Origin of the sequence: Halomonas piscis (genome assembly GCF_031886125.1) — a bacterium.
In the GTDB taxonomy this organism is placed as follows: Bacteria; Pseudomonadota; Gammaproteobacteria; order Pseudomonadales; family Halomonadaceae; genus Vreelandella; species Vreelandella piscis.
In genome coordinates this window covers 290,639-311,144 of record NZ_CP119391.1, presented here as the reverse complement: position 1 = coordinate 311,144, position 20,506 = coordinate 290,639, and the positions used below count along the sequence as shown (strand labels likewise).

Sequence of the window (20,506 nt, the reverse complement as noted above, 5' to 3'; positions counted from 1 at the left end):
ACAGCCCCTCCAGGCGGGTTAGTCTTGCGTTAGCTCGGCAAGACGCGGGCAATCAGCCTTGAGCGAGATCTTGACCTGGCGATTGCGGCTACGGGGCAGACGCTCCAGCTTGACCCCAAGGGCATCCAGTGAGGCGGCATGCTGGGTGAAGCGACGTCCCAGAGATGCCGCGTTATGCGGGAACTCATTGAAGTGCGCGCGGATGTCCCGATCGGAAACCAGCTCTTCCAGCAGCGGCAGCAGATCCCCACAGGTCCCCATCCAAGGCTCATCGAGACAGTACAGCAACGCGAAGTTGTAGAGGGCATTGGCCAGCGGCTTCTCACCGATCGACGACTCGTAGGCGTGTGCCTGATTAATGGCGTAGGCATCTTCCAAGTAGCCAACTTCTAGGCCCATGACCTGCTCGCAAGCGGCGAGCCAACGGGAAAAATCCAGCATCCTTTGAGGCCGTTTGGGTACTACATCATCCACGATATTCAGGGCCTGGGCAGCCAGTTCCAGCAGCGCACGAAAAATTTCACCTTCATGGGCTTCAAGATGGTTGACCATCTCTTTCTCAGTGATGCGCTCCCCCTCGCCTAAGGCTTGGAAGTGCACGAACAGGCATCGACTACTGAGGTCAGGTTCCGTCACCGGATTGACAATTCCGTTAATCACCAGTGGTGCCTGAAGACTTGACACAAAAGCGTTTCCATCGGAGTAAAGCTGTCGCTTTAGCGACTCTCCCCCGGTAGACATCCGACAAAGTCGATCACTGCTGTTTACAGGCAAATCCCGGAGGTTATCGAGGATTACCATATACGTGAAATTGCTAGCTACCGCCAGATCATCCATATTCTTCGGCAGCTCAGACACACTGATCTTGCTCGGGTCGACAAAGCGTCGGAGGATCCATTTTGAGAAGGAGCTCTTGCCTGCACCTTGACCACCAAGCAAGACAAGAAATACTTGAGACACCATAGGGTCCAATGGGTGTGATAGTACATACGCCATCCAGCACAGGATGAGGTACTGCTCTTCTTCCGGTGTATTGATGATTTCGATGAGATGGTTGAGCCCATCAAGATCGGGATCAGGTGTAGTAGCCGGAAGAGGATAAGGCGCCATGGCAGGCAGTCGAAGCATGATGGTAGGCTCACCTTCCTCTACCATCTTTACCTCGCCATCTTCTAGCACCGCAAGCACACCACTTCTTTGCCTAAGATCGATGATCCGCTTGCGATTATTTTCCCCATAGGCCACATTCGTATACGATCTTACCTCTTCTCCTAGGTACTTGACTTTTTGACCGATAACCTTGCAAAATTTTTCGACGACATCCCATGGAATGTCCTCCCCTTGCTCCATTAGCTCGATAAACATAAGGCTAATGACTTCCTTGCTTTCTAGAGGCCTGGCGATGCGGTTACCTTGCTTCTCAAGCACCAGAGCCTGGTCCGTTCGGTTGTCGTACACCAGATCATAAAACTCTTCTACGAGAATCTTCACCTTGGCGCTACTCGTCAGCTCCTCCTCCTTCTTCTTACCGGAAGAGCTACCCTTCCTTCTGGGCTGCTGGGCTGGCTTAGGTGCAACGTAACCTTCCCCGGCCTTCTTATCCGCTGCCCTGGGTGAGCATACTTTGCTGGCCTTACTGGGACGACGCATGTTGTCCAGGCGTTGCTGGTCCTCCTGACTCACTTTCTTCTTTCCAACCTTCTTCAGCGGCTTCTGGGCGGAATTATTGGTCTGAATGTTGTCTTGAGTGCGATCTTTACTTTCCATTTGTCCACCGGTTTCTTTTTTCTAGACGTAGTTGGCTACCAGGGGGCCAGACAGCCCCCTGCTTCACAGGTTGTTCTTGTAAGTTAAATGCGGACCAGAAGATCCCTGGATTGGCGGCAATACCGGGAGTTGATGTGCATCGTCCAGCTGAGGTCATCCATCTGGGACGACGATAGGCCCAGCTCATCCGCGACCAGCCACAGCCAGCGAATCCCGTCATGGGCGTCAACGTTGCGAGTGCTCACCCGCTCCGTTGTCCAACGTTCGCTGACACGGTGCATGAGCGACATCAGCTCGGGACGAAGCATGCTGGCGAGGTCCCGGGCCTCTTCCATGAGGCGGGGTAGATCGGGGTACACGACGTTGATGCCTTTCGCGCCATCGGGAGCATACTGAAGCGCTGGTTCAACCTTGCTACCATGATGTTTGACGACCATGATTGGCGCATAGCACCCAAACTTGGCGCGGATGCTGGCAAGCTCCTTGGCGATGCTTCCCTGGCGCGGCGTGGTAACAACAACAAGGTCTTCGTTGCGAATAGAGGCGTGTAGGTCCCGAAAGCTATCCAGGCCATTGACGCTCTCCAGGCCCGTGATAGGCAGCGGAAAGGGGGTCTCGTTCCCCGGTTCCACCAGCTCACGGCATAGCGCTGCTACCGGGTAGCCCTGTGGGCCCAGCAGGGGTGCTTTGGTTGGCTGACCACGGTGGCTCAACGCCATCATCTGCGTGATGGCAGCCTTGAACACCGTCTTGATGGCGACGTTGTCTGGTCCATGACCGCTGTGGGACAGGACTGCATCGAGACGGTTTTCTAGGGCCTGTTGACGTTTCACATTGGTAGCCATAAAAAGCCGCATGCCAAGGCCACCATGCTTTCGTAATTTCGTTTGAGCTTATCGTAGCGCGTCGCAATGGCGCGATACGGTTTCAATCGAGCAAAGGCATTCTCAACCAGATGCCGGTAGCGATATAACCCTCTGTCCAGATTGGCATTTCCTTTTTTCGAGTTACGCCTGCGTGGAATGACGGCAGCCATTCCTTTGGCTTCGACCTGCTCACGGATACGTTCACTGTCATAGCCTTTGTCAGCCACCAGCGCGTCACCTGCCGGCAAACCGTCAATCAATGCCTGGGCTTCCGTGCTGTCGTGCACTTCACCCCCGGTTATTCTGAAGGCGATCGGCAACCCATAAGCATCCACGGCCAAGTGGATCTTGCTGGTATTGCCTGCACGACTTTTGCCAATGGCTTCTGCATCTTCCGTGGCAGCCCCAGTGCTATCTTGGTGAGCCTTGACGTAGGAACCATCAATAAATAGCCACTCGACATCAGGATCTTCCACCAGAGAGATGAAAATCCTCATCAGCTTTCCACTCGCTGACCAGGCGTTGAAGCGCTTGTAGACCGTGTTCCAGGGGCCAAACGCCTCCGGTAGGTCCCGCCACGGGCAGCCGGTTCGCATCCGATAAAGGATGCCTTCCACCGTGGTACGCAGATCGGTCTTGTCATAAATACCTTGTTGAAGCAGGATAGATTTCAGCTTCGGCCAGTGTTCATCCGTGAGCATTTGTCGGGGCATGGCAGGCTTGCAGTTTGTTGGCTTAGGAACCTTTATTCTGTGAGCTTGCCCCTATCCTGCCAATACCCCTGCCATGAAACGTCAACAGACCCTAGGTCACTGCCGGAGAAAGTATCCGAAGGCAGTTCAGATTCATGACCTGCACCTTCAGCACCGAGGTCCTGAGGGGTAGGGTTGTCCTGACAGCAAGAATGACGGTCTTCAACGCCATACACTTGCTCCAAGGGTAGGCCATCACTAGTGCGAGTGATGGTGATTAGCGATGGTTCAGCGTGATCCGCCATGTGGTGAGATAGGTGTGAAGCATTCATGAGCAATAACTCCTTGAACTGTGGTACGTAATGCCCCTTTCAGGGCTCCCACAGGCCAAGCGATACGGGCCAGAGTCACTGATGGTTTCGTAGTCAATTTCATAGTATTAAGCCTCCTAAGTAATGTGCTCTTGGACGGTAAAAGTATCAGGGTAGTTCGCCTTCATTGGGCCACAAACAAGGGCCAGGAATATTCAGTCAATAGGCGGCAGTCGTCGCTGAGCTAGGGCTCTCTGTCTTCGTTGCGTTCGTTTCTGGCACCGGCGTCGCCGGCCTGAGCTTGTGGACAATAGATGCTTCACCTGCATGGCGCAAGCGGCTGTTTTCCTACCTGCTCTAGTCTAGTCAATGCACCTCTGCCTGAATGTAACTCCCACAAAAACATTGGAATAAAAGGATTTTATTTCTCCACCCCGTTAAATCCTGACGAATCCCCACGAATATGTTGCTACTCGCCGCATAGGCTCTGCTCCCTGACTTCCTCGCGAAGTCGTGCTCGGAGGGTTGTCCAAGCAGGCCAAGGCACGGCGTCGGGTTGATGACGACGAAGACATTCCAAGCCCAGGCGCCACACGGAAAGCACGCTCCGGTGCCGGATACTGTTGCTCTGATAGCGCCGCTGTTGCCCCCGGGCTCGGACATCCAGGCCGGCCACCATCATGGCCACGTTCGCCAACATGGCGATCAGCAGCAGGACCTCGATGCGCTTGCCCTGGCGAGACTGATGCATGCCGAAGCCCAGCCCGAACAAGGGACTTTTGACATCGCGGAACCCTTCCTCAATCTGCATGCGCTGTCGGTAGATCGTTACCACTTTATTCGCCAGCGTTGAGCGGTCCGGCAGATTGCTGACCAGCACCCAGGGCTCCTGCTGACGCCGGGCGATCGTCCGGCTGCCGCCGTCCCGAGAGATCCGGCCTTGTTTATTGCGATGCTTACGTCCCCGTGGCGGTCGATAATAGAGCACCATCTGAGCGCGGAACGGATGGTTTTCGGCGATCCGGACGGAGCCCCACGCCTGCGGTTCCGATGTCGCGTGTTGAAACAGGGTCTTCACGGGTTGCCATGCTTCGCCTGACGCCTGGTAACGGGCGGGCTGACGGACCCGTCCAACGATATACCAGCCGCGCGCTTCAACGGCCCGAAACCACGGGTTACGAAAGCCGGCATCGGTCACCAGGATCGGCGTGGCCTTGTCGGGCAGGATCCTTGCCAGCGCATCCAGCAGATAGGCTTCACAGTATGGGCATCCTTCCTTGTGATGAACCTTCTCGAAGATGGGCAGCGATCGCCCGGCGAAGGGCACCGCCGCACGCAGCAGGAAATGCCTGCCGCGGTCATCAATCGGCGACCAGTCCACCAGAATCAGTGGGCGCGTTGTATGGCCGATCAGCAGCGAGGCCATGAGCCAATAGAACAGCGGTCGTTCCTGATGAAGGTGAGGGTTGCCTAATAGTCGATCGACTCGTTTGATGGCGTGCTTGGCATCCGTCGAGCTCGGCAACGCACGGCCAATGGCCGTTAATCCCAGACGTCGCTCGCCCAGCAGAGCGCCAACGGTATCGAGGACGGTCTGTAGCCGCTTGGCATGGATCACGGAGAGTGAAGACGTCAGCAAGTTATGCAAGAATCGAGGGGCCTGCATGGGTCTCCTTCGCATGTTGTTGTGTGTCGTAACTCACAACATGCATGACTCATGCAGGCTTTTTCAATCCTATCATGCTGATTTTATTACCCATTTCATGGGGATTCCTCAGGATTCAAGCGCTGATGGCGTCCAGAAAGTCGAAACCCAGGGCGTTAGCATCACCGAGCGCCTCGTCAGCCTGGGCCCGGTGTATCTCGGGCAAGTTATCTTCACCCTGGTGCTATTGATCTTTCTTCTTGCTTCGGGAGATATGTTTTACGAAAAAATTGTGCATACATTGCCCAACCTGCGCGACAAGCGCCGTGCCAAGCAGATCGCTCAGGCGATCGAGCGGCAGCTGTCACGCTACCTGCTCACCATCACGGTTATTAATGCAGGTCTTGGCACTGCCGTCGGCCTCGCCATGTGGGCACTCGGCATGCCCAGCCCGCTGATCTTTGGCATCATCGCTTTTTTGTTCAATTTTGTGCCGTATCTTGGCGCCATCATAGGCGTTGCCATCGCCGCGACGGTGGCGCTGGTTTCGTTTACCTGGCTTGGTATGCCGTTGGTCGTGGGCGGAGCTTATCTAGCACTGACCACGCTTGAAGGCCAGTTCGTGACGCCGTATTTCATTGGCCGCAGCCTGCGGCTGAATTCCGTGGTGGTGTTTTTGGCTATCTCTTTCTGGGCATGGCTATGGTCGGCAGTCGGCATGATCGTCGCGGTGCCCTTGCTCGTCGCGGTCAAGACGTTCTGCGACCATATCAGCGCCATGGAGCCGCTCGGCAATTTTCTTGCCGAACGTCATGCAGAACGAGAAAGCTATTCCGAGGAACAGGCATCCGATTGACCGAATCCGGGCCCCGCCGGCCAATAGCCGGCGAAGCGTTTTTGCGTGTTGAGCAATGGGTGACGGGCTCAATGGAGGCCGGTGTCAGCCTTGTCTCCCAGCGGGTCGGCAAGATCGGCAATCTGTCGGGCAAGGGTGCGGACCTCCTGGTGCATCTCGATGCCGCGCCGAGCGCGTAGGTGGCGCCGGGCGGAGTTGCGGCGACGGGTTTCGTGGGCGTCCACCTCCATGTCCATGAAAATATCGAGAAGCTGAGCCCTGACCGAAGTCACACGTTCGACGTTACGCATAGCGACGTTCCTCCCGAAACTTCCTTTATGACGGCTTCCTTTATCACAGCGTCCGTTATTACTATAGCCCAGCGGGCAAAATGATAAAGCTCGTGGCGAACCGCCAGCCGCAGCGCCTTCCCGCCGGCTGCGCCAAACGTGCGATAATGCCGCGGAACGCACCTGCCACTCGCAGGCGGCGGTCTTTACCGCTGCCTTATGTGCCACCGCAGCCTTCGCCGCTGCCACAACCCGGGAGCCCGCTGTGAGCCGTGCCCTGTTCGATGAAATGAGACACCGCATGGAGCACCTGCGCCGCTCCGAGCAGAAAGTGGCCCGCTTCGTGCTGAGAAACTCCGAGGAAGTCATTCACATGCGCATCGTCGACCTGGCTACCGAAGCCAAGGTCAGCGAGCCCACCGTGGTGCGCTTCTGCCGGGCGCTGGGCTGCGCCGGCTTTCAGGACTTCAAGCTCAGGCTGGCGCAGATGCTGGCCACAGGCAGCCAGTTCGCCCAGTTTTCGATGAACGACAGCGACTCCGTGGCCGAGTTTTCCCACAGCATCTTCGACTCCACCGTGGGCACGCTGCTCTCGGTACGCGACCGCATCGATAACCAGGCGCTGGGGCAGGCAGTCAACGCCCTGGCCAGCGCCAACCGGGTGGAGTTTTACGGCTTTGGCGCCTCCGGCGCGGTGGCCGTGGACGCCCAGCACAAGTTCTTCCGCCTGCAGATTTCCACCTCCGCCTACTCCGACCCGCACATGCAGAACATGTCGGCGGTGACGCTCAAGGAAGGCGACGTAGTGGTCGCCATCTCCCAGACCGGGCGCACCCGAGCGCTGGTGGCAAGCGTACGCCTAGCCCGGGAAGCCGGCGCTACCGTCATCGGCCTGTGCCCCAGCGGCTCGCCGCTGGCGGCGGAGGTGACCCTGGCGCTTTACGTCGACGTGTTCGAAGACACCGAAATCTACACCCCCATGAGCTCGCGGATCGCGCACCTGGTGCTCGTCGACGTGCTCGCCGTAGGCGTGGCCAAGACCCGCGGCCCCAAGCTCGCCGAACAGCTCAGGGAAGTCAAAAAGAGCCTGGGGCCGCTGCGCTTCCCCGAAGAGGACACCCCCTCGTAAAGCAGAGGACGCACCATGAGCTTTTCCAATTCGCTGACGAGACTCGCCCACGTCCGCTACCCCATTGTCCAGGCGCCGATGGTCGGCGTGTCGACGCCTGAGCTTGCCGCGGCCGTCTCCAACGCCGGGGCGCTGGGCTCCATCGGCATTGGGGCAAGCTCGGCTGAACGAGCTCGGGAGATGATTGCCGCCACCCGGGCGCTCACGGAAAAGCCGTTCAACGTCAACGTGTTCTGCCACCGCGAAGCGGCTGCCGATGCGGCCTGTGAGGCGCGCTGGCTACGCTACCTGGCGCCCTTTTTCGAAGAGTTCGACGCCGAGGCCCCGCCCCGGCTGGCCGCCGCCTACCCAAGCTTCAACGACAACCGCCCGGCGCTGGAAATGCTTTTGGAAGAGAAGCCGGCGGTCGTCAGCTTCCACTTCGGCTTGCCGCCTGCGGAGTGGATTCGCGCGCTTCAGAAAGCGGGTATCGTGACTTTTGGCTGTGCCACGACGCCGGAAGAGGCGCTCACCGTGGAAGCCGCGGGCGTGGATGCCATCGTTGCCCAAGGAGCCGAAGCCGGAGGGCACCGGGGCGTCTTCGCGCCCGAAAAGGGCGATCGGCAAATGGGCAGCCTGGCGCTTACCCGCCTGATCGGCGCCGCGAGCCGCCTGCCGGTGATTGCGGCCGGCGGCATCATGGATGGCCGAGGCATCGAAGCGGTATTCGATCTGGGCGCCGCCGGCGCTCAGCTGGGCACAGCCTTTATTCTGTGCCCGGAATCCGCCGCCGGTACGGCCCACCGCCGGGCGCTGAAAAGCGAGCGCAGCCACCATACGCAAATCACCAGCGTCATCTCCGGCCGCCCCGCCCGGGGGATAGTGAACCGCATGCACACCGACGTTGACCGGCTTGGTGCCCCGGCACTGCCCGACTACCCCATTGCCTACGCGGCGGGAAAAGCGCTGGCCGCCGCCGCAACGGCCGGCAACAGCGCGGAATTCGCCGCCCACTGGGCCGGAGAAGGTGCCCCGCTGGCGCGCGAAATGCCGGCGGGGGAACTAATCGAAAACCTGGTGCAGAGCTGCCGGTTTTTGTCTCTGGCGCGCTAGGGCCTGTTGACGTTTCATGGCAGGGGTATTGGCAGGATAGGGGCAAGCTCGCAGAATAAAGGTTCCCACACCAACAAACTGCAAGCCTGCCATGCCCCGACAAATGCTCACGGATGAACACTGGTCGAAGCTGAAACCTATCCTGCTTCAACAAGGTATTTATGACAAGGCCGACTTGCGTACCACGATAGAAGGCATCCTTTATCGGATGCGCACCGGCTGCCCGTGGCGGGACCTACCGGAGACGTTTGGCCCCTGGAACACGGTCTACAAGCGTTTTAACGCCTGGTCAGCGAGTGGAAAGCTGATGAGGCTTTTCAGCTCTCTGGTGGAGGAGCCTGATGTTGAGTGGCTGTTCATTGATGGCTCCTACGTCAAGGCCCACCAGGACAGCACCGGAGCTGCCACGGAAGACGCAGAAGCCATTGGCAAAAGTCGTGCAGGCAATACCAGCAAGATCCACTTGACCGTAGATGCCTATGGGCTACCGATAACCTTCAGAATAACCGGGGGTGAGGTGCACGACAGCACGGAAGCCCGGGCATTGATTGACGATTTGCCAGCGGGTGATGCATTGGTGGCTGACAAGGGCTATGACAGCGAGCGTATCCGTGAACAGATCGAAGCCAAGGGCATGGCTGCCGTCATTCCACGCAAACGCAACTCAAAGAAAGGAAATGCCAATCTGGACAGAGGCTTATATCGCTATCGGCATCTGGTTGAGAATGCCTTTGCTCGATTGAAGCCGTATCGCGCCATCGCAACGCGTTACGACAAGCTCAAGCGAAACTACGAAAGCATGGTGGCCTTGGCCTGCGGCTTTTTATGGCTGCCCATGTGAAACGTCAACACGCCCTAGCTGTGATCTAGTTGTGTAAACTCACCAGGTTGTTCACGGAAAGCCCCAACCGACTAACCGGAGGGTGATAGTTCAGGCTGGCATGTGGCCGGTGCCAGTTGTACTGGTGAAGCCAGGCGGAAAGGTGTTTGCCTCGCTCCTCCGAGCTCTCATAAGACTGGGCATAGGCCCACTCGCGCAGAGCGGTTTGAATGAACCGTTCTGCCTTGCCATTGGTGCGGGGCGTATAGGGGCGAGTGCGCTTGTGCTTCAGCCCCATCCGCCGGCACAGGCGGTGAAACGCCCGGGACCGGTAGCAGGCGCCATTGTCGGTGAGCACCCGCGTGAAGCGAGTCCCCAAGTCTCGATAATATCGTATGGCCTCCAATAGCGCATAACAGGCGCTCCAGCCGGTTTCATCAGGGTAGCGGGTGCCGAAGGCCACCCGTGAGTGATCGTCGATGGCGATGTGGACATACTCCCACCCTGCGCCACGCGTGGTCTGTTGGCGATCGCCGGTGACCCGATGCCCCGGGCGCGCGAAGCAGCCGAGCTTCTTGATATCCAGATGCAGGAGATCCCCGGGTGCGTCGTGCTCATAGCGATTGCTGGGCCTTGGCGGTGTCAGAGCCGCCAAGCGATTCAGCCCCTTGCGCTTGAGAATGCGCGCTACCGTGCTCTGGCCAACCCCCAGCGCCTGGGCAATCTGGCAATAGGTCTGGCGTCGCTGACGACGCTCGACGATCTGCTCCACCGTCGTTGCGTCGGTCGCCAAGGGACTTCGGGCAGGGCGTGACCGACGGTCCTGGAGACCCTCGAGTCCCTCCTCACGGAAACGACGCACCCATTTGTAGACCGTTCTCACACTGACGCCTTGGGCTTGCGCGACCTCTCTGGGCCGCAACCCTTCATCGATGACGCGAGCGACCAGCAGGGATCGACCGTGCGGAGTGAGTCGGGCATTCTTATGGGTGTTCATCCGGGCCTCTTGGAGAGATTGGTTGGTTTGCATCTCCAGTCTTCCGGGTTGGCTCCGGATGAACAACCTACCGAGAGATCACATCTAGTGAAGGCGTGTCGAAGCAGGAAGGTTCTCGGGGCGACCCAAGAACCCTCGCTCAAAGCGCCAGGCGCGGCGGGCGGGGAGTGTCAGAGGTAGCTACATGCTGCTCGTTCGGCCAGGGCGAGCATACGCGTGCCGGGTGCTTGCGCCCCCGCGGGTGCGTGAGCGCTTCCGGGCCGCCGCCCATGATCGGCCAGCTATAAGGTGACGAGACCACGTTAACAAGCCCAGTGGTGGCATGGCGGGCATGGGGATCGCCGGGAAAGCGTCACGCGCCCGATTAGCGTAAGGTGCGCAGCCTACCACCCTACGCCTTTCAGGGGCGAAGAACGGATGTGGCAAAGAGGTCTGGGTAATCGCCCCGCTAATGAAGATGGCCACCACCGCCACCATCAGCGGGGCGCTCAACGGAGCCCAGCCCAGCACGACGACGAACAGCGAGGAGAGCACTGGCACCAGGTAGGTCATAAGACCCAGTACGGTCGTCGAGCAGCGTTTCAACGCGAAGCCCCACGTCATGAAAGCCACACCATACGGCCCCACACCGATCACTGAGGCCGTCAACCAATCCCCGACGGTGCTCTTCCCGGCAGTGGGTTCAAAAAGCAGGTGCAGGCACAACGCGATGACGGCGACACCGCCGAACAGGCGCTTGTAGTCGGTCGAGTGTGACTGATTATTCGCCTTCAGGTAGAGGGAGAAGACAATCCACGACAGCCCGGCCGCCAGCCCCGCCGCATAGGCGAGCGGCGGCGTGGGGACGCTTTCACTGGCCATTAGGATCAGGGGCGCCAACCCCGAAAACGCCACCAGCGCGCCCAGCAGCGTCTCGATGCGCAAGCCGCGCCCCGCCAGCCGGTCGGCAACGATCATGAATCCCACCGGCCAAGTATAAGTCACCAGGGTTACCTTGGCGGGGTCGCCCTCGCCCAGCGCCAGGAAATAGAAATAGAGCGCACCAGTGAGCCCGCCAACGCCCATCAACCAGAATTTCCCGCTGCCGACCGGTGCTGGCTTCTGCCCTGGCCCTGGCCCACGCCAACGTTCCAGGCCCTGGGCCATGCCGGCGGCCGACAGCATGGCAACAGCGGCCGTCAGCATAGGTGGCAGCTGCACCAGCCCGCGCAATAGTGGCAGGCTCGCCCAGAGTGCCACCGTCACGAGCCCGGCGAAAAACCCCATAGACGGTGAATTTCGCATGTTTCCCTTCTCCTCTTCGATGGTCCATGAATGCCTTTGTGGCGTTTATTTTCATAACGCCATCGGTATCATGGAAACGAAGTCTTATAATAAGGCCATCATAAAACGTGATGACAAATCCCAGCGACCACAGGCCCCTGGATCTTGTTCTGCTCAAGACATTCGTCAGCGTGGTGGACAAGAGTGGCTTTACCGTAGCGGCTGAGCAGCTTCATCTAGCGCAGTCCACCGTCAGCGCTCACTTGAGTCGTCTGGAAACGGGCCTTGGCTGCCAGCTGCTACAGCGAGGGCAAAAGGCGGCCGTCCCCACGCCGGCCGGCGAACGTCTGCTGATCCATGCGCGGCAGATGCTGCGCCAGAATGCCCTGGCTTGGCAGGATGTGCAGGAGCAGCGGCTTGCCGGCGTGGTTCGCCTTGGCATTCCCGACGACTACGTCATCTACCTGCCCGAGGCACTGTCGGCATTCGAGGCGCGCTTCCCCGGCGTTGAGCTGGAAGTCCACTGCGACCTGAGCGTCGAACTAGTGCAGGAGGTCAGGACGGGGGCACTCGACCTGGCGATCACCACCCGCCAACCCAACAGTCCGGGCGGCGAAGTTCTGTGTCGCGAGCCCATGGTGTGGGCGGGAGCCACCGGCCACGACACACACTACCGCTCCCCCTTGCCGCTCGCCGTTTCCCGGCAGGGGGTGTGCATCTTTCGTGATCGTGCCATTGCCGCGCTGGACGCGGCCGGGATGCCCTGGCGGATTGCCTACGCTAGCCCCAGCCTGTCGGGGCTCTCTGCCGCCGTTCGGGCGGGGCTTGCCGTGACGGTGCTCACCCCCTCCATGCTGGGAACAGGGCTACGTCGGCTGGGCCGCGAAGAGGGATTGCCGGAGCTTCCGTTCGCGGAAATTTCCCTTCATCACAGCCCTGGGCGACCCACCGAGGCAACGCAGCAGCTGGCCCTCCAACTGCAGGCTCACATCCGGGAGAAGCAAGGGGGAACAAAGTGACGCTGTCTCGCGCTGACGTTGACTCGGTTTGCTACAACGCGGGAGGCACCGATAAGAAGAACTTCGGAAAAATAGCCCTAGCGGAAATGACGTGCCCCAGAATGGTTGTTACTGTCCATGTTTTAACCAGAATCAGGACAGTCGCTGCCACCCAGGTGGCCCAAGTCCAAGACTGACGCCACCTCGTATCATCCCCACCTGCGGCCAAAGCCGGGCAGTGCGTATGCGCTCGAACGATGGTACGGCGCAGGACCGCCAGCAACTGCCTCGAGGCCGTTATTGGGATGGCCTGAAAAGCCCGCTACGCGGCCATCATCCCGCCCCCTGTGCTAGACTGGCCGCCCACTTTCCAATCCCCGGCAGCGGCTTTTATGGACGACGTGACGGCGATTCTCGATTCGCTCAACTCCGCCCAGCGCGAGGCGGTGAGCGCGCCCCAGGGCAACCTTCTGGTGCTGGCCGGTGCCGGCTCGGGCAAAACCCGGGTGCTGGTGCACCGCATTGCCTGGCTGATGCAGGCCGAAGGGCTTTCGCCCTACGCGCTGCTGGCGGTGACCTTTACCAACAAGGCCGCCCGGGAGATGCGCACCCGGCTGGAGGCGCTGCTGAACATTTCCATGCGCCACGTCTGGGTGGGCACCTTTCACTCCATCGCCCACCGGCTGTTGCGCACCCACTGGCAGGATGCGCGCCTGCCCCAGCACTTCCAGATCATCGACGCCGACGATCAGCTGCGCCTGGTCAAGCGCCTGCTCAAGGACTACAGCATCGACGCCGAGCGCTACCCGCCGCGCCAGGTGCAGAGCTTTATCAGCGGCTGCAAGGAAGAAGGGCTGCGCCCGTCCCAGGTGAATACCGCCGGCGACGCCTACCTGAGCCAGATGGTCGAGCTCTACCACTTCTATCAGCTGACCTGCGAGCGCGGGGGGCTGGTGGACTTCGGCGAGCTTCTGCTGCGTAGCCTCGAGCTTCTGCGCGACAACCCCGCACTGCTGGCCCACTATCAGGAGCGCTTCGGCCATGTGCTGGTGGACGAGTTTCAGGACACCAACACCCTGCAGTACGCCTGGCTCAAACTGCTCACCGGCCAGCAAACGCCCACCACCGTGGTGGGCGACGACGACCAGTCGATCTACGGCTGGCGCGGCGCCAGGGTGGAAAACATCAGCCGCTTCGCGAACGAGTTCCCCCAGGTGCACACCGTGCGCCTGGAGCAGAACTACCGCTCCACCAGCGCGATCCTCGACGCCGCCAACGCGCTGATCAGCCACAACGCCGAGCGCATGGGCAAAAAGCTGTGGACCGACGGCGCCGAAGGCGAGCCGATCTCGGTGTATGCCGGCTTCAACGACCTGGAAGAGGCGCGGTTTATCGTCGATACCCTCAAGGAGCGCACCGCCGCCGGGCTCAACCGCCGGGACGTGGCGATTCTCTACCGCTCCAACGCCCAGTCCCGGCTGCTGGAAGAAACGCTGATCCGCCAGGGCATCCCCTACCGCATCTACGGCGGCCACCGCTTTTACGAACGCCTGGAAATCAAGAACGCCCTGGCCTATCTGCGTCTGCTGCTCAACCGCGACGATGACGCCTCCATGGAGCGGGTGATCAACGTGCCCACCCGGGGCATCGGCACGCGCACGGTGGAGGTTTTGCGCTTTCGCGCTCGGGATCAGGGCGTCACCATGTGGCAGGCGCTCCACGACAGCGTAAGCGACGGCACCCTCAAGGGCCGCGCGGCCAACGCCGTGCGCGCCTTCGCCGATCTGATCGAGCAGCTGGACAACGACGCCGCGGGCCTGGCCCTGCACGAGATCATCGAGCACGTTACCGCCCGCACCGGCCTGATCGAGCACCACCGGGCCGAGCCCGGCGAGAAAGGCCAGGGCCGAGTGGAAAACCTCGAAGAGCTGGTCAACGCCGCCCGGGCCTTCACCCAGGGCGACGTCTTCGACGCCCCGGAAGCCGGCGAGGGCCTCACGGCGCTGGAGGCGTTTTTGTCCGAGGCCGCGCTCAACGCCGGCGAACACGAGGCCGAGGAGTTCGAGGACAGCGTCCAGCTGATGACCCTGCACTCGGCCAAGGGGCTGGAGTTTCCGCTGGTATTCATCGCCGGCGTCGAGGAAGGGCTGTTCCCCCACAAGATGTCGCTGGAGGAGCCCGGCCGCCTTGAGGAAGAGCGCCGGCTGGCCTACGTCGGCGTCACCCGGGCGATGCACAAGCTGTACCTGACCCACGCCGAAACCCGGCGCCTCCACGGCAAGGAAATCTTCCCCCGGCCGTCGCGGTTTCTGCGCGAGCTGCCCGCCGAGCTGCTGGAAGAAGTGCGCCTGCGCGGCCAGGTCTCGCGGCCGGTTACCGCCCGGGGCAGCGCGTCGTCCAGCCTTTCCCAGCAAAGCGTGGAAGGCGACGACGACCTGCCCAGCCTGCACGTTGGCCAGGCGGTGGAGCACCCGGTATTCGGCGAGGGCGTGATCCTCAACGCCGAGGGCGAAGGCGCCCGGGCCCGGGTGCAGGTCAGCTTCGAAAATGAAGGCGCCAAATGGCTGGTGCTGGGCTTTGCCAAGCTGATTCCGCTATCGTAGTCAGACGTTTCGTAAACACAGCCGAAGGTAGGGTGACGAGGGGCGCTGTAAATCCATCCCTGGACGCTACCTACGCCATCCCTGGCGTAGAACCCCTCGTCACCCTACCGCCGGCGTGTTATGCAGCCCAAAGCTACTATTTCCATTAATAAACGCCGGAGCCTCACCATGACCCTGCCACGCCGCCATTTTCTCAAGCACACCCTGACCACCGCCGGGCTGGGCGCCGCCGGCGCGACCGCCGCGCCCTTTGTCGTCACTGCCAGCGCCGACGAGACCGTCTCCTGGGACATGGTGACCTCTTGGCCGAAGAACTTTCCCGCCCTGGGCACCGGGGCCAACGACTTCGCCCGGCGCGTGGAAACGCTATCCCAGGGGCGCATGCGCATCCGCGTCCACGGCGCCGGCGAGCTGGTGCCGGCCATGGAGGTGTTTGACGCGGTGTCTTCGGGGACGGCGCAAATGGGCCACTCGGCGTCGTACTACTGGCGCGGCAAGGTGCCGGCGGCGCAGTTTTTCACCGCCGTGCCCTTCGGCATGACCACTCAGGAAACCAACGCCTGGCTCTACTACGGCGACGGCCAGACGCTCTGGGACGAGCTTTACGCCGAGCACAACCTCAAGCCCTTCGCCGTGGGCAACACCACCACCCAGCCCGCCGGCTGGTTCAAGAAGGAAATCAACTCGCTGGAGGATCTGCAGGGCCTCAAGCTGCGCCTGCCGGGCCTTGCCGGCGAGGCCATGAACCGCATCGGCGTGACCACGGTGAACATGCCCGGCAGCGAGATTTTTACCTCCATGCAGACCGGCGCGCTGGACGCCGCCGACTGGGTCAGCCCCTACAACGACCTGGCCTTCGGCCTGCACGAAGTCGCCGACTACTACTACACCAACGCCTGGAACGAGCCCAGCGCGGCGCTTGAGGGCACCATCAATCTGGACGCCTGGAACGCCCTGCCCGACGACCTGAAAGCCGTGGTGGAAGAGGCCGCCCGGGCCGCCAACCTGGCGATGATCAGCGAGTTCACCTTCCGCAACGCCCAGGCGCTGAAGGCGCTGGTGGACGAGCACGGCATCAAGCTGCGCACCTTCCCCAAGGATGTCACCCAGGCGCTTTACGAAGCCTCTAACGCGGTCATCGAAGAGCAGGTGGCCGACGATCCGGCGTCGAAGAGGATCCACGACTCCTACCGCGCCTTCCAGCAGACCGTACGCCCGGTGACCGATACCGGCGAGTATGCCTACTTGAAGACCCGGGACGCGGTCACCCAGGACTAACCTCGAAAGCCCGGGTCACCCCGGACGATGCGCCGCACGGATGCGGCCGTTGTCATCCAGCGCCACCATGATAAAGCGCGCCTCGGTGACCTTGAGCCGTTCGTGGCAGCCTTCGTGGGGCGCGCGCACCCAGACTTCGACGTCGATCTTGATCGAGCTGTGGCCCACCTCGCACACCCGGGTGAAAAGGCTCACCACCGAGCCTGCCCGCACCGGGCTCAAAAAGTCCATGGCCTCGATGGCCACCGTAGCGGTACGCCCGCCGGCCTCGCGCCCGGCGGCTAGCTCCGCGGCCTGATCCATCCGGCTGACCAGCCAGCCGCCGGGAATGTCACCGTAAAGGTTGGCTTCCTGGCGCGTGGCCGGCAGCTTCAGCGTCAGCTGGCCATCGGGGGCAGGAATGTCATCTGCGCTACCGGGGGGCGGCGCATCGTTGCTGTCCAGTATCATGTATCCGTCACTTCTACCGCTTATTGTTGTCCGCCCGGCGCGCTGGCCGGGCGCTGCAGTTAACCACAGCAGCCTGGCAGTTTGAACCAGACGAGCAGCAGAAACCCTTGACCCCGGGCCGAATTGGCTCTGCAATACGCGCTTTCCATCCTCCCAGGTTCATCACCATACAGGGGCATGCCATGCTAAACGCCGTTGAAGCCATCGCCCGGGGAACGCGCTGGGTCTATCGCCCGGGGCTGCGACGCTATGTCTTCGCCCCCATTGTCATCAACCTGGCGGTGTACGTCACCCTGCTGGGCATCGTCATCCAGCGCTTCGGCGGCTGGCTCGACTACTGGATGAGCCTGGTGCCGGGCTGGCTCGACTGGCTGTCGTGGCTGATCTGGCCGCTGTTCGTGCTGTGCCTTTTGGTGGTGGTATTTTTCACCTTTACCCTGGTGACTCAGCTGATCGCCGCGCCGCTGTACGGCTTTCTGGCCGAAAAGGTGGAAATCGTCGCCACCGGCCGCGAGCCGCTGGACAACCGCGGCCTGGCCAAAACCGCCGTGGATGCTCTGGGCCGCGAGCTTGTCAAGCTGAGCTATATGCTGCCCCGGGCGGCGGTACTGTTCGTCATCAGCTGGATACCCGCCGTCAACCTGCTGGCGCCGTTCCTGTGGGCCCTGTTCTCCGCCTGGATGATGGCCATTGCCTATCTGGACTACCCCATGGACAACAACAAGGTCAGCTTTGCCGACATGCGCCGCCGGCTCGCCCGGCGCCCCTGGCAAAGCCTGAGCTACGGCGGCGCGGTGACGCTGCTCACCTGGATACCGCTGGCCAACCTGTTCTTGATCCCCGGCGCCGTGGCCGGCGCGGTGCTGATGTGGGACGCCCACTATCGCCAGGCGCTACCCGCCGCCTAGCCGAGCCGGGGGAAATGCGCAGCGAAACAGCGCGCCCTCCCCCGGGCGGGACTCGATCTCCAGGCGGGCTTCGTGGCGCAGCAGCACGTGCTTGACAATGGCAAGCCCGAGCCCGGTGCCGCCGCTTTGCGTGCTGCGGCTTTTATCCACGCGATAGAAGCGCTCGGTCAGGCGGGGAACATGCACCGGTTCGATGCCTTCGCCGTCGTCCTCGACCTCGATCATGCCGCCGCCGGCCTCGCGGCGCCAGCGCAGCACAATACGGCTACCCGCGGGGGTATAGCGCACGGCGTTGAACGCCAGGTTGGAAATCGCGCTGTGCAGCTCCTCGTCGCTGCCCCAAAGCTCCGTGCCCGGCGCCGCCCCCTCTACCGTGATCGTCTGGCGGTCATCGGAAAGCGCTCGGGTTTCCCCGGCGATGCGCTCCAGGAGCCTGGCCGGGCACAGCCAGGCGTGATCGTCGCCGCCCTGATCAATTTCCAGCCGCGAGAGCAGCAAAAGGTCGTTGACCAGGTTCTGCATCCGCGAAGTCTGGGCCTGCATCTGCTCGATGCCGCGCCCGAGCCTGGGCGGCAGCGCCTCGGCCAGGTCGCCATAGGTTTCCAGGTAGCCTGCCAGCACGGTGAGCGGCGTGCGCAGCTCGTGGGAAACGTTGGCGACAAAGTCTCGGCGCATCTGCTCCAGACGATTGAGCCGGTTCTCCTCCCGGGTGATCGGCAGCCGGGCAAAGACCTCTCCCCAAAGCCCCGGCGCCCGGGGGCTGTCGGCGCGGCGGGTCAGCCAGTGGTAAAGATAGCCCAGCCAATAAAGGTGTGTACCCAGCACGACACCCAGCCCCAGCGCCAGCCCCGCTGTCGCCTGGCTGAAACAGCTGCCAAGCCCTGCCCCCAGCGCGGCCACTCCGGCGAGATAAACGCACTCGTAAAGCCACGGCCGCATGGAAAGCTACTCCCGGGCAGAGAAGCGATAGCCGGTGCCGCGCACCGTCTGGATCAGCGCCTTGTGCGACTGGCCCAGAGACTTGCGTAGCCGACGAATATGAACGTCCACGGTACGCTCCTCAACGTAAACGTTGTCGCCCCAGACTTCGCCCAGCAGCTGGCGGCGGGTATGAACGCGTTCCTGGTGGGTCATGAAAAACTGCAGCAGGCGATACTCGGTGGGACCAAGCTCCAGCGGCTGGCCATGGAGGCTGACCCGGTGGCTCACCGGATCAAGCCGCAGGCCCGCCACTTCGATGACGCTTTCTCTGTCCGGCGGCGCGGCCCGGCGCAGCACCGCCCGCAGCCGGGCCAGAAGCTCCCGAGGCGAAAACGGCTTGGTGATGTAGTCGTCGGCGCCGGCCTCCAGCCCCTGGATCTTGTTGTCCTCTTCGCTGTTGGCGGTGAGCATGATGATCGGCAGCCCCGCCGTAGCGGCATCGCGCTTCAGCCGCCGGGCCAGCTCGATACCGCTGACCCCGGGCAGCATCCAGTCAAGCAGCACCAGATCCGGGCGCTGGTCGAGGATCATGGCGTGGGCATCCTGGGCATTGCCGGTTTCCAGCACCCGGTAGTCGGCCATTTCCAGCGCCACGGCGAGCATCTCGCGAATGGAGACTTCGTCTTCAACCAGCAACACGGTTTTGGCGGTCATGCATCCCCCTCAAGCTGCCGGTGCCAAAGCGGTTATCCCGCCGCCGGCCACAGGCCCAGGGCGATGCCGGCAAACACGATGAGCCCCGACCAGAAGTTATTGAGAAAGCCCTGAAAGCAGCGTTCGCGAACGCGCTCGCGAATCAGCCACTGCTGGTAGACAAAGGTGGCGGCCATACCTGCAAGCCCCAGCCAGAAAAAACCGCCCGCCGCCAGCCGCCAGCCGGTCCAGCCCAGAAATCCCAGCGCCACCAGCTGGAAAATCCCGATCATCAGCCGATCGGCGCGGCCAAACAGCACCGCGGTGGACTTCACCCCGATCTTGAGATCGTCGTCGCGGTCCACCATGGCATACTGGGTATCGTAGGCAATGGTCCAGGCCACGTTGGCGATGAACAGCAGCCAGGCTTCCACCGGCACCTGCCCCAGCACCGCGCCGTAGGCCATGGGAATCGCCCAGGAGAAGGCCGCGCCGAGGAACAGCTGGGGCAGATGGGTATAGCGCTTCATGAACGGGTAGATGAACGCCAGCACCACCCCGCCAAGCGAGAGCAGAACGGTGAACAGATTGGTCATCAGCACCAGGATGAAGGCGATGAATACCAGTCCGGCAAATACGCCCTTGGCTTCGGCCTCGCTGATGCGTCCGGTGGCCAGCGGGCGCTGGGTCGTGCGCTTGACGTGGCCGTCCACGTGGCGGTCGGCGTAATCGTTGATCACGCAGCCCGCGGCGCGCATCACGTAGACTCCGGCGACAAAAATAAGCACCACGCCGCGGCCGGGCACGCCGTCGGCGGCCAGCCACAGCGCCCACAGCGTCGGCCACATCAAAAGCCAGGTGCCGATGGGGCGGTCCAGCCGGGTCAGGTGAAGAAAATCCGCTATCCGCACCAGGCCGGCGGGCCGCAGCAATGAACGGTTCATGCCC

General features: G+C 61.7%; 18 protein-coding genes and 2 pseudogenes. 8 read left to right on the top strand and 12 right to left on the bottom strand.

The window, feature by feature from the left end; translation table 11 throughout:
- Positions 1-18: 18 nt before the first annotated feature.
- The 4 genes from P1P91_RS01470 to P1P91_RS01455 all read right to left on the bottom strand — a co-directional run bounded on the left by P1P91_RS01470 (position 19) and on the right by P1P91_RS01455 (position 5,302).
- Entirely contained in the window at positions 19-1,767 is a 1,749-nt protein-coding gene (locus tag P1P91_RS01470) for a hypothetical protein (RefSeq protein ID WP_311884020.1), read from the bottom strand.
- A gap of 83 nt (positions 1,768-1,850) precedes the next feature.
- Positions 1,851-2,624: a hypothetical protein gene (locus P1P91_RS01465; RefSeq protein ID WP_311884018.1), complete on the bottom strand. Its 774-nt coding sequence runs from the start codon at positions 2,622-2,624 to the stop codon at positions 1,851-1,853.
- Positions 2,597-3,346 carry an IS5 family transposase gene (locus P1P91_RS01460; protein WP_311881913.1) on the bottom strand — a complete coding sequence of 250 codons (750 nt, stop codon included), beginning with the start codon at positions 3,344-3,346 and terminating at the stop codon, positions 2,597-2,599. The genes P1P91_RS01465 and P1P91_RS01460 overlap by 28 nt, the downstream gene beginning before the upstream one ends.
- 759 nt (positions 3,347-4,105) lie before the next feature.
- On the bottom strand, positions 4,106-5,302 hold the full coding sequence (locus P1P91_RS01455) for an IS4 family transposase (protein WP_311882096.1): 1,197 nt from the start codon (positions 5,300-5,302) through the stop codon (positions 4,106-4,108).
- On the opposite strand from P1P91_RS01455, the gene P1P91_RS01450 reads away from it, so the two are divergent.
- On the top strand, positions 5,301-6,137 hold the full coding sequence (locus P1P91_RS01450) for an AI-2E family transporter (protein WP_311884016.1): 837 nt from the start codon (positions 5,301-5,303) through the stop codon (positions 6,135-6,137). The genes P1P91_RS01455 and P1P91_RS01450 overlap by 2 nt on opposite strands.
- A 68-nt stretch (positions 6,138-6,205) precedes the next feature.
- On the opposite strand, the gene P1P91_RS01445 is transcribed toward P1P91_RS01450, so the two are convergent.
- Positions 6,206-6,427, bottom strand: coding sequence for a PA3496 family putative envelope integrity protein (locus P1P91_RS01445; RefSeq protein ID WP_311884015.1), 222 nt, complete (start codon positions 6,425-6,427; stop codon positions 6,206-6,208).
- Positions 6,428-6,671: 244 nt separating this feature from the next.
- Between P1P91_RS01445 and hexR the strand changes: the two genes are divergently transcribed.
- From hexR to P1P91_RS01430, 3 genes are all read left to right on the top strand, one after another.
- Positions 6,672-7,535: a transcriptional regulator HexR gene (gene hexR, locus P1P91_RS01440; RefSeq protein ID WP_311884014.1), complete on the top strand. Its 864-nt coding sequence runs from the start codon at positions 6,672-6,674 to the stop codon at positions 7,533-7,535.
- Between the two features lie 15 nt (positions 7,536-7,550).
- On the top strand, positions 7,551-8,627 hold the full coding sequence (locus P1P91_RS01435; RefSeq protein ID WP_311884012.1) for an NAD(P)H-dependent flavin oxidoreductase: 1,077 nt from the start codon (positions 7,551-7,553) through the stop codon (positions 8,625-8,627).
- 91 nt (positions 8,628-8,718) lie between these two features.
- Positions 8,719-9,468, top strand: a complete 750-nt coding sequence (locus P1P91_RS01430) for an IS5 family transposase (protein WP_311881892.1) — start codon at positions 8,719-8,721, stop codon at positions 9,466-9,468.
- A gap of 25 nt (positions 9,469-9,493) precedes the next feature.
- Here P1P91_RS01430 and P1P91_RS01425 read toward each other — a convergent pair whose 3' ends face one another.
- Both P1P91_RS01425 and P1P91_RS01420 read right to left on the bottom strand, forming a co-directional pair.
- Positions 9,494-10,444, bottom strand: coding sequence for an IS481 family transposase (locus tag P1P91_RS01425; RefSeq protein ID WP_311884011.1), 951 nt, complete (start codon positions 10,442-10,444; stop codon positions 9,494-9,496).
- A gap of 180 nt (positions 10,445-10,624) precedes the next feature.
- On the bottom strand, positions 10,625-11,728 hold the full coding sequence (locus tag P1P91_RS01420) for a DMT family transporter (RefSeq protein ID WP_311884010.1): 1,104 nt from the start codon (positions 11,726-11,728) through the stop codon (positions 10,625-10,627).
- Between the two features lie 110 nt (positions 11,729-11,838).
- Here P1P91_RS01420 and P1P91_RS01415 point away from each other — a divergent pair, with 110 nt between their 5' ends.
- From P1P91_RS01415 to P1P91_RS01405, 3 genes are all read left to right on the top strand, one after another.
- Positions 11,839-12,726 (top strand): LysR substrate-binding domain-containing protein, encoded by an 888-nt coding sequence (locus P1P91_RS01415; RefSeq protein ID WP_311884009.1) that lies wholly within the window; start codon positions 11,839-11,841, stop codon positions 12,724-12,726.
- A gap of 371 nt (positions 12,727-13,097) precedes the next feature.
- Entirely contained in the window at positions 13,098-15,308 is a 2,211-nt protein-coding gene (gene uvrD / locus P1P91_RS01410) for a DNA helicase II (RefSeq protein WP_311884007.1), read from the top strand.
- 174 nt (positions 15,309-15,482) lie between these two features.
- Positions 15,483-16,586: a TRAP transporter substrate-binding protein gene (locus P1P91_RS01405; RefSeq protein ID WP_311885838.1), complete on the top strand. Its 1,104-nt coding sequence runs from the start codon at positions 15,483-15,485 to the stop codon at positions 16,584-16,586.
- Positions 16,587-16,601: 15 nt separating this feature from the next.
- Here the strand turns inward: P1P91_RS01405 and P1P91_RS01400 are convergent, their stop codons facing one another.
- The gene (locus P1P91_RS01400) at positions 16,602-17,036 is read right to left on the bottom strand and encodes an acyl-CoA thioesterase (RefSeq protein ID WP_311884006.1); all 435 of its coding nucleotides are present in this window, start codon (positions 17,034-17,036) and stop codon (positions 16,602-16,604) included.
- Between the two features lie 182 nt (positions 17,037-17,218).
- Between P1P91_RS01400 and cysZ the strand changes: the two genes are divergently transcribed.
- Positions 17,219-17,944 (top strand): sulfate transporter CysZ, encoded by a 726-nt coding sequence (cysZ, locus tag P1P91_RS01395; RefSeq protein WP_311884004.1) that lies wholly within the window; start codon positions 17,219-17,221, stop codon positions 17,942-17,944.
- Here the strand turns inward: cysZ and P1P91_RS01390 are convergent.
- The 4 genes and pseudogenes from P1P91_RS01390 to ubiA form a co-directional block, all read right to left on the bottom strand.
- A pseudogene (locus P1P91_RS01390) lies at positions 17,930-18,646 on the bottom strand (ATP-binding protein); the annotation flags it as partial. The gene cysZ and the pseudogene P1P91_RS01390 overlap by 15 nt on opposite strands.
- 48 nt (positions 18,647-18,694) lie before the next feature.
- Positions 18,695-18,883: pseudogene (locus P1P91_RS15160) on the bottom strand (phosphate regulon sensor protein PhoR); the annotation flags it as partial.
- A 6-nt stretch (positions 18,884-18,889) separates the two neighbouring features.
- Positions 18,890-19,579: a phosphate regulon transcriptional regulator PhoB gene (gene phoB / locus P1P91_RS01385; RefSeq protein ID WP_311884001.1), complete on the bottom strand. Its 690-nt coding sequence runs from the start codon at positions 19,577-19,579 to the stop codon at positions 18,890-18,892.
- 32 nt (positions 19,580-19,611) lie between these two features.
- Positions 19,612-20,502 (bottom strand): 4-hydroxybenzoate octaprenyltransferase, encoded by an 891-nt coding sequence (gene ubiA, locus P1P91_RS01380; RefSeq protein WP_311883999.1) that lies wholly within the window; start codon positions 20,500-20,502, stop codon positions 19,612-19,614.
- Positions 20,503-20,506 lie beyond the last annotated feature (4 nt).